The following is a 13,411-nucleotide window of genomic DNA, read 5'->3' as shown; positions in this document are numbered from 1 at the left end:
GCGAGCTCATGGGGAGTTACTCAGAAGTGCTCGTAAAATAACCAAGCCCCGTACCATTGATCTTTACGACGTATTTTGTGCAGTGCTTTACCTACTTAAAAGATGGAATTGTTATAAACTGCGCGGGGTATCGCCGTCTTGTAGAAGGAATCTCATCGCTTTAGCGATGGGTGGATGTCAAAGTAGGAGCGTTTGATAATGTTTCAAGTAGTGTTGCTAACGGGGTTTCTGTTAATAGTTTGCTTATGCTCAAGGGGGTACGCTGGTATCTCAGCTGCAACAGACCAGGAGGCTGCAGACAAAGCTTTTTGGGATGTTTTTTATGAAGGCCCCTGCGCTGAACCTAAACGGGGCTGGGTGTTGGTAAAAGACAAAATAGTCCCTCATGAGCACGCTAATATCCATCATTGCTACCCCACCCATAACTCAGCTAATCCCATGTTATCGCAATTGTTAAACATGATTGCTTGCCATCGGACCTGCAAATCAACTGATACTTTCACTGATACCGGTTCCCCCGGTTCCCTCAGTCAGCAGAATGATAAGGTCAGGGTTCGACTTTTTCACTGGCATCTTGCCTCTGGCAGCTCATATAAAAGTGCAAGCGCCCAGTTGGAACATATTCAATCAGATCTGACAAGTCACCTGCGTAGCAATAAATTAAATCCTAACATACTGGTTTTTACAGGTACGGAATTTTTTGAACTTAAAAGCAAAAATCAAAAACAATGGCAGTCTTTCTGTAAAGCCATTACCAATGAACTGGGAGACCCTGAGCAACTCCTTCCACTCAATGAAAGATGTCAAAATTCTGCCTTTTTAGGAGAAAAGACGGGGGTTTCAACTCCATACACATTCAGTCACTATATCCACATGGATGAAATTGCCGTTATCAGCCTGTTACCCATCCGGTTTCTGCGCCCCGTTCCAAATGAATATAGAGCCTGTAATATGCGAAGTCCTGATGACAACTTGGATTTAAATGACGACTTGAATTTAAATTTTTATCACTCAATGCTTTTAACTGTACGTTTTGATGATGTCGGTTTGAAAATGATGATTGCTGCCAGCCCGGATCAAGGGGTTGATCCTTTGAATTTGAAGGTTGGTCGCAATAATTGGGACATTTGTATGGAAGAAGGAATAAAGCCCTCATTGGAGCGTCATATATCATATACGGAACCAATGATTGCCGTCTCTCATATCAGCAGCAATTCTTTTAACCCTGAAATGATGACTCGGGTGGTCAGAGGCTCGTCAACTAAATGGGCTGGAGAGAAGGAGTTAGACAAATCAGTCAACTCTGAGGCCCGGTATTATGCCAAGCTTGGCGATGCCCGGAGTAAAAGCCCAAGAATAAGTCAGGTTATGTACAGAAAGGGTTATTCAGATAATAAAAAGGGAAGCTTAAGGCGAAGCGCTCAAAGATTTTACGCTTTCCATAAAAACTCCTCATCATATCTTGACTATTTGTATTATATGTTAAGCTACTTTTATTCTGTCGCGGCAGTCTATGACTATGCGCCAATGTATCCCTCTTATACGACATTTACCATTGATTCAACACTGCTGGAGAAATTGCCTGAGTCTCCTGAAAATGCTCCTGAATTTTCTCAACCTCCTTGATTGCCTCGTCAGTAAAATCTGTGGGTCATTTCCGGTTCGGGTAGCTTATCCAGTGCATGATATAAAGCGATTTCTACACATTTATAGGTTCTGAAACCGTAAGATTTTCTCGTAGTGAGTTTTATCTTGGTATTCAGACCCTCAACAATGCCGCTGGAATACGCTTTTTTGCCCTAAACCAGTTCAGGATTGTACAACTTATCTGAGGTACAACTTCAGCAGGAAGCCATAGAAGCACGCAGCCAGAACCGGGCAAAAAGCGCCATTCTTGCCCGGGTCAGCCATGAAATACGGACGCCACTGAATGGAATATTAGGGATGGCAGAGCTGCTGGCGGAATCCCGACTCGACAAAACCCAGCACCGATATGTCAACACTATGCAGGAGTCCGGAGAAAGCCTGTTAAAAATACTCGATGATATTCTCGATCACTCCAGACTGACTACCGGAAAACTGACGATTAACCATGAGCCCTTTTCACCCCATAAGGTTGTTCAGCATACCGTAAGAATGTTTGAGCCCGCAGCCAAAAAGAAGGGGCTGGAGCTGGACTTTGCAATAAGTCCGGAAATCCCGGCCTCGATTTCAGGGGACGCTACAAGGGTTCAACAGGTGCTAATCAACCTGCTCAGCAACGCTATTAAATTTACCGATAGTGGCTTTGTCTATGTGTCCGCCCAACGGATCAGTGCCGAGAAAAAGCCATTTCTTATAATTTCCGTCCGTGATACCGGACCATGCATAAACCCCAACGAACAGGAGTATCTGTTTAAATCTTTTGCACAGGGAAGCCGGACTCGATTTCAGGACAGTGAAGGCTCAGGGCTTGGATTGAGTATTGCGAAACAGCTGGTCACGCTGATGGGAGGAGAGGTCGGTCTGGAAAATCAGACAGTAGGGTCAACGTTCTGGTTTACACTGCCTCTGAATTGACAGAATACAGGGAAGCGCCTGCCCAGAAAGCGAGCAGGCAGGCTCAGAAGCTAGACAGTTAGCTCTGCTTTTTCAACAACTCATAGAGCTGATCACACTTTTCAGCCAGCTCACGATCGACTGCAAAAACACCAGAACCATCCTCTGACTCGTGTGTTCCCCAGGCAATTGTCAGGCTGCCCCATTCCAGCACCATACGAGGATGGTGAATATAGGTTTCAGCCAAACCGGCAACGGCATTAAAAAACGCCAGTGATCTGGAGTATTTTTTGAACGGGAAACGTTTTTCAATATGCTCAACACCGTCGTAAATACAGACAGTCCAGTCGCTCATGGATATCTCCTGTTAAACAGCTGTTCTCGACAAGCTAGAGACAGTGTAGAAAAATAGCAGAAATAACGTAAGTCACGGGCGGCTGAATAAGAGCCAGACAGTAATAAATCGGTCAGTGTCGTCAGAGCGCCCCCGAAAGGTTTTACTGATGATATATGGATTGAAATATTACCAGGTTGATCGGCAGTGGCCATACAGTTTGTGCACTCAAGGTGCCATCAAAGCGGTCAGTACGCTGTGCTGCACAGCCCTATGCCTACAGAGCAAGAACGCCTGCCATAAGAAAAAGGATCAGGCCGAAGCGTTTAGTCTTCGCTGCTCTTCTCTTCTTTGTCTTTCAGCTCTGCCTGCAGCTGTTCAACTTCCTGCTTGCTGCTGTTCAGCTGCTGAGTCAGTTGCTTCTGCTTGGACTTCAGGGTGTTGTTTTCACCGGTCAGGCCACGGTTCTGCTCTTGCAGACGCTTAACCTGTTTCTTCAGACGATCAGGGTTGCTGGCACGCAGGTTTTTCAGTTCGTTTTCAGAACTCTTAACCAGCTTGTCGAGCTTCTCTGCTTTCTGTTCAGCAGCATCCAGACGAGACTTCAGTTGAGTCACTTCCTTAGTGTGCTGTTCGGTGATTTCAATCAGAGCAGCAAGACGCTGTTGCTCGATAATGTCCATCTCTTCGGTATTAGCGAAATGGCCTCCCACGTTAAGGGTACCCATAGATATACTAGCCTCTGAAAAAGGTAATGAAAGGTTTAATAGAAGCAGCTCCCACCCACAAAGCGTAACCACAAGATGCGTAACCACAAGATGTGGAGCTACACATTGAGTAACTACAATGAGATCGAAGTTTTGATTTTTGAACTGAATTGTTCTTCATTCAACGACTGGTAGAAGCAGACTGACGGTAGACGGGGTCGCATCCTAATACAACATCTCCCTGAAGAAAAGTTAAATTTACATCATTAGCTGATGCATTGCCATTTTTTTTTGAGGCATACCACTAAACACAGATATAAATGGAACTTATTGCAAGCATCTGGATCAATGTTTGCTCCTGAATACAATACACCTTATCGTTTTTAAAGTTCAAAACTTTCAGTCACTCTGTAATATAAAGCTGAGTATGGATATTTTCTTACACCAGTTAAACCCTGTTAAAGCTGACTTCCCGCCGGTCAGTGAAGCACTGGAGCAACCTAATGGCTTACTGGCCTTTGCCGGCACTCTCAATACCCCTACTCTGCTCACTGCCTATCAGCAGGGTATATTTCCCTGGTTTAATGAAGGCGAGCCCATTCTGTGGTGGAGCCCGGATCCCAGAATGATTATCCGGCCGGAGAGCCTTCATATCTCCCGATCTATGAAAAAAGAGCTGCGCCGACACAATTACCAGATAACCATCGATCAGAACTTCTCCGGAGTCATGCATCAATGCAGGGTGCTTCGGGAGCATGCAGAAGGCACCTGGATTACGAACCAGATGGAGGCCGCCTACAACCAGTTACACCGGGAAGGTTATGCGCATTCTGTTGAAATCACGGATGACGGAGAGCTGGTTGGCGGGATTTACGGTCTGGCGATGGACCGGATGTTTTTCGGTGAATCCATGTTCAGTAAAAAAACCAACGCCTCCAAACTCGCTATTATCTACCTCTGTCGCTTTCTGGCCGAACAGGGAATAAAGATACTGGACTGCCAGGTTCCCAACCCGCATCTGGAGTCTCTGGGAGCAATTCGAATACCCCGACACCTGTTCATGAAATATTTGAAAAGATATTGCCGAAGCACAGAATCCGTTGCAAACTGGAATTAAGAATGGCAATGGATGGCCAGACACAATGAGTGTTCTGAAAGATCTTAAATTCTACGCAACCCAGCCCCATGCATGCAGCTACCTGCCGGATCGACAGGCCATTACTCTGTTTATGGATCCGGCCACAGAGCTGGACTCCGGCCTTTACAGCCACCTGTCCGATATCGGTTTCCGACGCAGTGGCAGACATATTTACCGCCCACGCTGTAATGGCTGCAACGCCTGCATACCTGCCCGTGTCGCCGTTAAACAGTTCAATCGCAGGCGAACCCAGAAAAAAAACTGGAATAAAAATCAGGATCTGGTGGTAACCGCTCATAAGGCAGTCAATGATGATGAAACCTACCGGCTTTATCAGTCCTACATTAATACCCAGCATAAAGACGGCGATATGTACCCTGCCAGTCAGGAGCAGTTTGAGTCATTTCTGGTTCAATGTCCTGATTTTTGTACTTTTTATAAATTCCGGCTGGGCGATGAGTTAGTGGCAGTAGCAGTGACAGACAAGCTCAAGCACGGACTTTCGGCCATCTACACCTTTTATAGCCCGAACCACCCCAGACGCAGTCTCGGTCGTTACTGCATCCTCTGGCAGATTGAGCAAACACGCAAAATGGGGTTTGACTACCTGCACCTGGGCTACTGGATTAAAGACTGCCAGAAGATGAATTATAAAATTCAATACCGGCCGTTGGAGATTTACATCAATAATCGATGGGTTACCCTGAAATGAGCAGTGATCTGCTGATTGTTGCTCAAATTGGCTTGATAACAAGCAGTTACCTTTGCTTTGACGCTGGATTTAGGGCAGAATGCCAGCCAAATTTCTATTCCTCCAACATCGTTTGCCCTGAGGTCAATACTTAATGGCGAAAGAAGAAAGCCTTGAAATGGAAGGCGTGGTGATCGACACCCTGCCTAACACTATGTTCCGTGTAGAGCTGGAAAACGGTCACGTCGTGACTGCCCACATCTCCGGCAAAATGCGCAAGAACTACATCCGTATTCTGACTGGTGACAAGGTTAAGGTCGAACTGACCCCTTACGATCTGACCAAAGGTCGTATCACCTACCGCTCCCGCTAAGTGCGCAGCGTGCCCCTGTAGACGACCTGAAGAAATGTTAACTGAAAGGTTTGTCTGATCAGGGGCAAACGCCCCTGCCAGCTTTTATCCTGAATTACTTCCCATCGACAATTTCAAGATCAGACGTTTTGCTCTTGGCCGCCTCAAACTTAAGATGTAACTCATCTTTTTTCACAGTCACGCGAACAAAACCGCCATTCTCCGCCAGTTTACCAAACAGAATCTGCTCGGCCATCGGCTTTTTAAGATGCTCCTGAATGGTTCTGCCCATGGGTCGGGCACCCATTTGACGATCATAACCTTTCTCGGCAAGCCACTCTCTGGCCTTATCATCAACGTCCAGCTGAACCCTGCGCTCATCCAGTTGAGCCTGCAGTTCCGTCAGGAACTTATCCACCACGAACTTGATGGTGTCTTCCTTGAGTGCCTCAAACGGAATAATGGAATCCAGACGATTTCGGAACTCTGGTGTGAACGTCTTCTTAATGACGCTCATACCATCACTGGTATGATCCTGCTCGGTGAAACCAATAGAACTGCGGGTCATGGTTTCTGCACCGGCATTGGTGGTCATAATAAGAATGATATTACGGAAGTCCGCCTTCCGGCCGTTGTTGTCCGTCAGTGTGCCATGATCCATGACCTGGAGCAGAAGGTTAAAGACATCGGGATGACCTTTTTCGATCTCATCCAGCAGCAGCACACAATGAGGGGTTTTATTGATAGCCTCGGTCAACAACCCTCCCTGATCGTATCCCACATAACCCGGAGGCGCACCAATCAAACGCGATACAGTATGCGCTTCCATGTACTCCGACATATCAAAGCGAACTAACTCGATACCCAGTGATTTCGCCAGCTGTTTACAAACTTCTGTCTTACCGACCCCGGTAGGCCCCGAGAACAGGAAGGAACCCACGGGCTTCTCTGGCGCTTTCAGACCTGCCCGCGACAATTTAATCGCTGTAGACAAGGAAGTAATCGCATCATCCTGACCAAACACGACCATTTTAAGATTGCGTTCCAGCTTGGACAAAAGCTCTTTATCCGAAGAGGAGACAGACTTTGGAGGGATTCGTGACATCTTGGCAACGATGGTCTCGACATCAGAGACCTCAATGACTTCTTTACGATCTTCCTCAGACTGCAATTGCTGATAGGCTCCCGCCTCGTCAATAACGTCTATTGCCTTGTCGGGCATATGCCGGTCATTGATATAACGATCCGCCAGCTCAGCGGCTGCACGCAGGGAGTCATCTTCATACTTAATGGCATGATGTTCTTCGAATCGCTGCTTCAGGCCGCGGAGAATTTCAATGGTGTCTTCAACGTTAGGCTCAATGATATCCACTTTCTGGAAACGACGAGCCAGCGCCCTGTCTTTTTCAAAAATGCCACGAAACTCCTGAAAGGTGGTTGAGCCGATACAGCGTAACTCACCGGAGGTTAACAATGGCTTCAAAAGGTTGGAAGCATCCATTACACCGCCGGAAGCAGCACCTGCACCGATGATGGTATGGATCTCGTCTATGAACAGAATGGCATTATCAAGACGTTTAAGTTCGCTTAGTAACTTCTTGAAACGCTTCTCAAAATCACCACGATACTTGGTACCAGCCAGCAATGATCCAAGGTCAAGAGAGTAAACAACCGCCTTGGAAAGAACCTCGGGGACCTCTCCATCCACTATCCGTTTCGCGAGGCCTTCTGCAACGGCTGTTTTACCAACCCCGGCTTCTCCCACCAGTAACGGGTTATTTTTACGGCGACGAGTGAGAATCTGGCAAACACGTTCTACTTCTTCAGCTCTACCCACCAGCGGATCAATCTTACCCTGACGAGCCTGTTCATTCAGATTCGCAGCATAGGTTTTTAACGGGTCTTTACCGGATGACTCGGACTCGCCATCCTCCACCAGCTCATTGCTGATTTCCTCAAGCTCCTGCCCCGGCATTTTTGCAATACCGTGGGCAATGTAATTCACAACATCAATTCTGGCCACATCCTGCTGTTTAAGAAAGAAAACAGCCTGACTTTCCTGCTCACTAAAAATAGCCACCAGAACATTCGCACCGGTGACTTCTTTTTTACCCGAACTCTGAACATGAAAAACGGCACGCTGGAGTACGCGCTGAAAGCCCAGTGTGGGCTGGGTTTCCCGTTCTGTATCTTCGGAAGCAATAAGAGGGGTCGTAGAATCGACAAACTCACTCAGTTCCCGCTGCAACCGCTCCAGGTCAACACCACAGGCAACGAGCACTCTGGAAGCGGATTCATTATCAAGCAGTGCCAGAAGCAGGTGTTCTACTGTCATGAATTCATGACGCTTGCTTCTCGCATCACGGAAGGCACTGTTGAGTGTGAGTTCGAGGTCTTTATTGAGCATAAAAATGTACCCTGAGAACGCTAATCGGCTTTAACTGTTTTGCACAACAGGGGATGCTGGAATTCTCTGGAGTATTCATTCACCTGTGACGCTTTGGTTTCAGCAACATCTTTGCTGAACGTGCCACATATTGCTTTTCCCTGCGTATGAACTTTCAACATGACTTGTGTAGCCTGTTCAGTGGTCATATTGAAAAAAACCTCCAGGACCTCAACTACAAAATCCATTGGTGTAAAATCGTCATTCAGGATGATTACCTGATACATTGAAGGCGGCTTCAGCTGTACTTTCTCAGGGAGCAAAGCGACATCATGGTCACCTTCCAGCTCTCTGCCTTCCTTCTCTAAGCTTAGACGAAACTGCTCAAATTTACTCATAGATTGATGAACTGCTGTCTGCTGCATAGCACTGTTTTCCACGTGTATTACAGCGTATTTCATTAGACCCGGTATAATCCGGCACAGGCATTAAACGACAAAATAATACTAAATAAGTATGTCAAAAGCACAACGCCACCTATCCATTCTAAATAAGTTGCAGAAAAGAACAATGGAGAGTTGGCAGGAATTGACGGATGCGCTTCATTAATCTTGGGAAGCTGTGAATCAGTTCTGCCTGTGCGATCGGCTTTAGTCCGATGTTGCCTGAAAAAAAGCCGATACTGTTACGTATCGGCTTTGCGGGGAGAAATAGACGGGTTCGTTTTAATCTGATGACTTTTTATCTGGTGACTGTTTAGCCTGATGACTATTCAGCCTGATAGCTATAAAGCCGCCAGCGTCTCATTAAACACTTGAGAAGGACGCATGGCTTTTGCCAGTAGTTCAGGATCGGGATGGTAGTAGCCACCCATTTCGACTGTAACACCCTGAACAGCATTCAGCTCTTCAATAATCTGAGCTTCATTGGCTTTCAGGTTACCAGAAAGAGCTGCAAAACGATCTTTCAACGCAGCATCTTCATCCTGCTCAGCCAAGGCTTCAGCCCAGTAAAGCGCCAGATAAAAATGACTACCGCGATTATCCAGCTCGTTAACTTTTCTCGATGGAGACTTGTTGGACTCAAGGAACTGACCATTCGCTTTATTCAAAGCCGACGCCAGCACTTTTGCCCGGCTGTTACCGGTTTTGCTGGCAAGATCTTCCAGAGAAACAGCCAGCGCCAGAAACTCACCAAGAGAATCCCAACGCAGGTGATTTTCCTTAACGAACTGCTGTACATGCTTCGGGGCTGAACCGCCTGCACCGGTTTCATAAAGGCCACCACCGGCCAACAGAGGCACAATGGAGAGCATCTTGGCACTGGTACCCAGTTCCAGAATCGGGAACAGATCGGTCAGATAGTCTCTGAGCACATTACCCGTCACAGAAATGGTATCTTTACCTGTACTGATCAGTGCCATGCTGGTTTTAACGGCTTCAACCGGTGGCAGAATGCGGATATCAAGACCGGCAGTATCGTGATCTTTGAGGTAGAGATTGACCTTAGCAATCAGGCTGGCATCGTGCGCCCGCTGTTCGTCCAGCCAGAAAATCGCAACAGAACCCGTTGCTCTGGCACGGTTAACGGCCAGTTTCACCCAGTCCCGAACCGGCTCATCTTTGGTCTGGCACATTCTCCAGATATCGCCCTTCTCTACCTTGTGTTCCATCAAGGTATGACCAGAAGCATTCACAACACTGACAGTACCTGCCTGTGCAATCCTGAACGTTTTGTCGTGGGAGCCGTACTCTTCTGCTTTCTGCGCCATCAAGCCAACATTGGAAACATTACCCATGGTGGTTACATCAAAGGCACCATGTTCTTTGCAAAACTGAATCACTTCCTGATAAACACCGGCATAACAACGATCAGGAATCATTGCTTTGGTATCATGAAGCTTGCCATCAGGTCCCCACATCTTGCCTGATGAGCGAATCGCAGCAGGCATGGAGGCATCAATAATAATATCGCTGGGCACATGAAGATTGGTAATACCGCGATCTGAATCGACCATCGCCAGAGACGGGCGGGTGTCATACACCTTCATCAGATCCGCTTCTACCTCAGCCTTCTGATCAGCAGGCAAGCTCTCAATGCGGGCGTAAACGTCACCAATACCATTACTGGCATCCACCCCCAGAGACTCAAACAGTTCAGCATGTTTTGTGAAGACATCTTTATAGTACGCCTCAACAGCCAGCCCAAACATGATCGGATCAGACACCTTCATCATGGTGGCTTTCAGATGCAGAGAGAGCAGAACCCCCTGCTTCCTTGCTTCTTCGATCTGAGCTTCATAAAAAGCAGAGAGAGCCGCGCTGCTCATCACCGCCGAATCAATCACTTCGCCTGCCTGCAAAGACAACCCGTCTTTCAGAACCGTAACCGAGCCATTCTTATCCGTCAGCTGGATAGAAACGCTATCAGCTGCTTCCATCACTACAGACTGCTCGCTGCTGTAAAAATCCCCATCACTCATGTGTGCAACATGGGACTTTGATTCCGGGTTCCACTCCCCCATGGAGTGAGGATTTTTTCTTGCATATTCCTTAACCGGCCCGGCCACCCGACGATCGGAGTTACCTTCTCGTAAAACCGGATTCACAGCACTGCCCAGCACCTTGGAATAGCGGACTTTTATCGCTTCTTCTGCCTGATTTTTGGGCTCTTCAGGGTAATCAGGTACATCGTACCCGTGTGCCTGCAGTTCTTTGATCGCTGCATTAAGCTGTGGTATCGAGGCACTGATATTCGGCAGTTTGATGATATTGGCTTCCGGCGTTTTTGCCATTTCACCCAGCTCTGCCAGTGCATCACCCATCTTCTGACCATCCGTCAGGTTTTCGGGAAAATTGGCAATAATACGTCCGGCCAGAGAAATGTCGCGGGTTTCAACGGTGACATCAGCAACAGAGGCAAAGGCTTGAACGATGGGAAGGAGTGAGTAAGTAGCAAGGGCTGGGGCTTCGTCAGTCTCGGTATAAATAATCTTGGCTGTTGTCATAGTTTATTCCTGACTCCAAAAGACACTTCCAATTGACACATGGAGCCTGTCAACGTAAGACTCTCACTGTCATATTCCGGGTGGTAACCCTGAGAAAAAAGATCATCATTTGGCGTTATTATTACTTATGGTCACCGGGCAACCAGTGAAAAACCATTCCCCGTGTAAAGGCGCTACTAAGATATACCAACACGGGCAGGGAATAAATGCGACGATAGTGTAATTTTACTTATTTTTGTAAGTAACATCTCAACCACTGCCGCATCCGGCTGGATATAGAAGTCGCACCCGACCAAAGGTAGAATAGCCGCCAGTTATTTTTTTATCATGGAAACCGCTTCGTCTTTTATAATGAAAACGCCGAAGCAGATTCCTACGTTCATAGCTTACAAGCTACTATTTCCTGACTAACAAGGTCCTATGAAACAACCTTCCGATACCAGAGTCATTGTCGGTATGTCCGGCGGTGTCGATTCTTCTGTCTCTGCGCTTCTGCTCAAACAGCAGGGCTACCAGGTAGAAGGTCTGTTCATGAAAAACTGGGAAGAAGATGACGGTACCGAATACTGTACCGCCATGGAAGATCTGGCTGACGCGCAGGCAGTGTGCGACAAGCTGGGCATCAAACTGCACAAGGCCAACTTCGCGGCAGAGTACTGGGACAACGTCTTTGAACACTTCCTCAATGAATACCGCAACGGCCGTACTCCGAACCCGGATATCCTCTGCAATAAAGAAATCAAATTCAAGGCATTCCTCGATTACGCCCAACACCTGGATGCCGATTTTATTGCCATGGGACATTACGCCAGAGGCGGCATGGTTGACGGTCAGGCCGTTCTGAAAAAAGGTCTCGACAACAATAAAGACCAAACCTATTTCCTGCACCAGGTCGGTACAGAACAACTGGCACGCACCCTGTTTCCAGTCGGAGAACTGGAAAAACCGGAAGTCCGCCGTCTGGCTGAACAGCACGACCTTATTACCCACAACAAGAAAGACAGTACCGGTATCTGCTTTATTGGCGAACGCCGTTTCCGTGACTTTCTGAAGCAATACCTGCCTGCTCAGCCCGGTGACATCATCACCGAAGAAGGTGAAACCATTGGCAAGCATTCCGGCCTGATGTATCACACCATTGGTCAGCGTCAGGGTCTGGGTATTGGTGGCCTGAAAGGGGCTTCCGAGTCGCCGTGGTATGTGGTGGACAAAGACCTGAGAAATAATGTGCTGATCGTTGGCCAAGGCAACGACAACCCATTGCTGTTTTCTGAGGCCTTAACCGCCAGTGACATTTTCTGGATTTCAGGAAAAGCGCCTGAAATGCCTGCACAACTGACCGCCAAAGTTCGTTATCGCCAGCAGGACCAGGCCTGCACTCTGTCTAAAATGGACGATGGTCGCTATCTTGTGGTGTTTGACGACGCACAAAGAGCCGTCACTCCGGGTCAGTCCGTGGTATTCTACAGCGATGATATTTGTCTGGGTGGTGGCGTGATTGACGGACGGCACAAGACCGTAGAAGACGCCAGAGCTGCATAAGCCAATGGGTCTGTGGTCACTCAATGTCTCACCAACCAGGCTGCAGACCCGCTGAACGGAACAGAGAATTACTGGTGCAATACACAGCAAAGGAACAGGCCGCTGCGCTGGCCGGCATTTTTCAGGCAGCCGCGTTAGTTGAACAACTGGCAAGAACCGGCCAGCTGACGGATGAAGACATAACACCTTCCATCCACAGCGTATTCGTGACTAATCCGGATTCTGTCGAGGATATCTTTCAGGGCTATGACTCGCTGGCTCTCGGGCGCAAAACCCTGAAAAGCGTACTGGAACGTCAGAGCGATGCCATTCAGGGCGACACCGTTCGTTACGCTCTCACCCTGATTCATCTTGAGCGAAAGCTCAGTCGGAATGGCAATATGTTGCAGGAAATCAGTCAACGCCTGTCCCGTGCCGGAGAACAGGTGTCACATTTTGGCCTGCTGCACGAAAATGTCATTGCCGGCCTGGCCGGGATCTATCTCGATACCATCAGCACCTTCAAAACCCGGGTTCAGGTGTCGGGTGATATGCGCCATCTGCAAATCAAAAGCAATGCCGAAAAAATCCGGGCCATCCTGCTGGCGGGCATCCGTTCTGCCATTCTGTGGCGTCAGACCGGCGGCAGCCGCTGGCAACTGCTACTGAGCCGCAAAAAATTGCTCGAAGGTCTGAAGCAGCTTTAACGCGCGTCTAGGAGCCTGTCGGACTTACCA

General features: G+C 47.9%; 13 protein-coding genes and 1 pseudogene. 8 read left to right on the top strand and 6 right to left on the bottom strand.

The window, feature by feature from the left end; translation table 11 throughout:
• Nucleotides 1-16: 16 nt before the first annotated feature.
• Nucleotides 17-100 (top strand): annotated as a pseudogene (locus tag EZMO1_RS26210) (IS5/IS1182 family transposase); the annotation flags it as partial.
• A gap of 98 nt (nt 101-198) precedes the next feature.
• Nucleotides 199-1,626, top strand: coding sequence for an outer membrane protein assembly factor BamD (locus EZMO1_RS12135; RefSeq protein WP_145912577.1), 1,428 nt, complete (start codon nt 199-201; stop codon nt 1,624-1,626).
• Between the two features lie 8 nt (nt 1,627-1,634).
• Here the strand turns inward: EZMO1_RS12135 and EZMO1_RS28125 are convergent, their stop codons facing one another.
• Nucleotides 1,635-1,751, bottom strand: coding sequence for a hypothetical protein (locus EZMO1_RS28125; RefSeq protein ID WP_420809942.1), 117 nt, complete (start codon nt 1,749-1,751; stop codon nt 1,635-1,637).
• A 64-nt stretch (nt 1,752-1,815) separates the two neighbouring features.
• Here EZMO1_RS28125 and EZMO1_RS12130 point away from each other — a divergent pair, with 64 nt between their 5' ends.
• Entirely contained in the window at nt 1,816-2,559 is a 744-nt protein-coding gene (locus tag EZMO1_RS12130; RefSeq protein ID WP_051789577.1) for a sensor histidine kinase, read from the top strand.
• 58 nt (nt 2,560-2,617) lie between these two features.
• Here the strand turns inward: EZMO1_RS12130 and EZMO1_RS12125 are convergent, their stop codons facing one another.
• Both EZMO1_RS12125 and EZMO1_RS12120 read right to left on the bottom strand, forming a co-directional pair.
• Nucleotides 2,618-2,893 carry a 4a-hydroxytetrahydrobiopterin dehydratase gene (locus EZMO1_RS12125; RefSeq protein ID WP_051789575.1) on the bottom strand — a complete coding sequence of 92 codons (276 nt, stop codon included), beginning with the start codon at nt 2,891-2,893 and terminating at the stop codon, nt 2,618-2,620.
• Nucleotides 2,894-3,198: 305 nt separating this feature from the next.
• Nucleotides 3,199-3,600 carry a hypothetical protein gene (locus tag EZMO1_RS12120; RefSeq protein WP_034873887.1) on the bottom strand — a complete coding sequence of 134 codons (402 nt, stop codon included), beginning with the start codon at nt 3,598-3,600 and terminating at the stop codon, nt 3,199-3,201.
• A 406-nt stretch (nt 3,601-4,006) separates the two neighbouring features.
• Here EZMO1_RS12120 and aat point away from each other — a divergent pair, with 406 nt between their 5' ends.
• The 3 genes from aat to infA all read left to right on the top strand — a co-directional run bounded on the left by aat (nt 4,007) and on the right by infA (nt 5,781).
• Nucleotides 4,007-4,696 carry a leucyl/phenylalanyl-tRNA--protein transferase gene (gene aat, locus EZMO1_RS12115; RefSeq protein WP_051789574.1) on the top strand — a complete coding sequence of 230 codons (690 nt, stop codon included), beginning with the start codon at nt 4,007-4,009 and terminating at the stop codon, nt 4,694-4,696.
• A 25-nt stretch (nt 4,697-4,721) separates the two neighbouring features.
• Entirely contained in the window at nt 4,722-5,429 is a 708-nt protein-coding gene (locus EZMO1_RS12110; RefSeq protein WP_034873885.1) for an arginyltransferase, read from the top strand.
• A gap of 133 nt (nt 5,430-5,562) precedes the next feature.
• Complete coding sequence (gene infA / locus EZMO1_RS12105) at nt 5,563-5,781, top strand: translation initiation factor IF-1 (RefSeq protein WP_034842760.1); 219 nt, start codon at nt 5,563-5,565, stop codon at nt 5,779-5,781.
• A gap of 94 nt (nt 5,782-5,875) precedes the next feature.
• Here the strand turns inward: infA and clpA are convergent, their stop codons facing one another.
• The 3 genes from clpA to EZMO1_RS12090 all read right to left on the bottom strand — a co-directional run bounded on the left by clpA (nt 5,876) and on the right by EZMO1_RS12090 (nt 11,153).
• The gene (gene clpA, locus EZMO1_RS12100) at nt 5,876-8,167 is read right to left on the bottom strand and encodes an ATP-dependent Clp protease ATP-binding subunit ClpA (protein WP_034873882.1); all 2,292 of its coding nucleotides are present in this window, start codon (nt 8,165-8,167) and stop codon (nt 5,876-5,878) included.
• A gap of 20 nt (nt 8,168-8,187) precedes the next feature.
• Complete coding sequence (gene clpS, locus EZMO1_RS12095; protein ID WP_034875257.1) at nt 8,188-8,544, bottom strand: ATP-dependent Clp protease adapter ClpS; 357 nt, start codon at nt 8,542-8,544, stop codon at nt 8,188-8,190.
• A 386-nt stretch (nt 8,545-8,930) separates the two neighbouring features.
• Nucleotides 8,931-11,153, bottom strand: coding sequence for an NADP-dependent isocitrate dehydrogenase (locus tag EZMO1_RS12090; protein ID WP_034873879.1), 2,223 nt, complete (start codon nt 11,151-11,153; stop codon nt 8,931-8,933).
• 420 nt (nt 11,154-11,573) lie between these two features.
• On the opposite strand from EZMO1_RS12090, the gene mnmA reads away from it, so the two are divergent.
• Together mnmA and hflD are read left to right on the top strand one after the other, a co-directional pair.
• Nucleotides 11,574-12,695, top strand: coding sequence for a tRNA 2-thiouridine(34) synthase MnmA (mnmA, locus tag EZMO1_RS12085; RefSeq protein WP_034873877.1), 1,122 nt, complete (start codon nt 11,574-11,576; stop codon nt 12,693-12,695).
• Between the two features lie 23 nt (nt 12,696-12,718).
• Complete coding sequence (hflD, locus tag EZMO1_RS12080) at nt 12,719-13,381, top strand: high frequency lysogenization protein HflD (protein WP_082211751.1); 663 nt, start codon at nt 12,719-12,721, stop codon at nt 13,379-13,381.
• Nucleotides 13,382-13,411: the final 30 nt, after the last annotated feature.

This window comes from Endozoicomonas montiporae CL-33, assembly GCF_001583435.1.
GTDB classification, from domain to species: domain Bacteria; phylum Pseudomonadota; class Gammaproteobacteria; order Pseudomonadales; family Endozoicomonadaceae; genus Endozoicomonas_A; species Endozoicomonas_A montiporae.
This window is presented reverse-complemented; position numbering and strand designations above follow the sequence as displayed.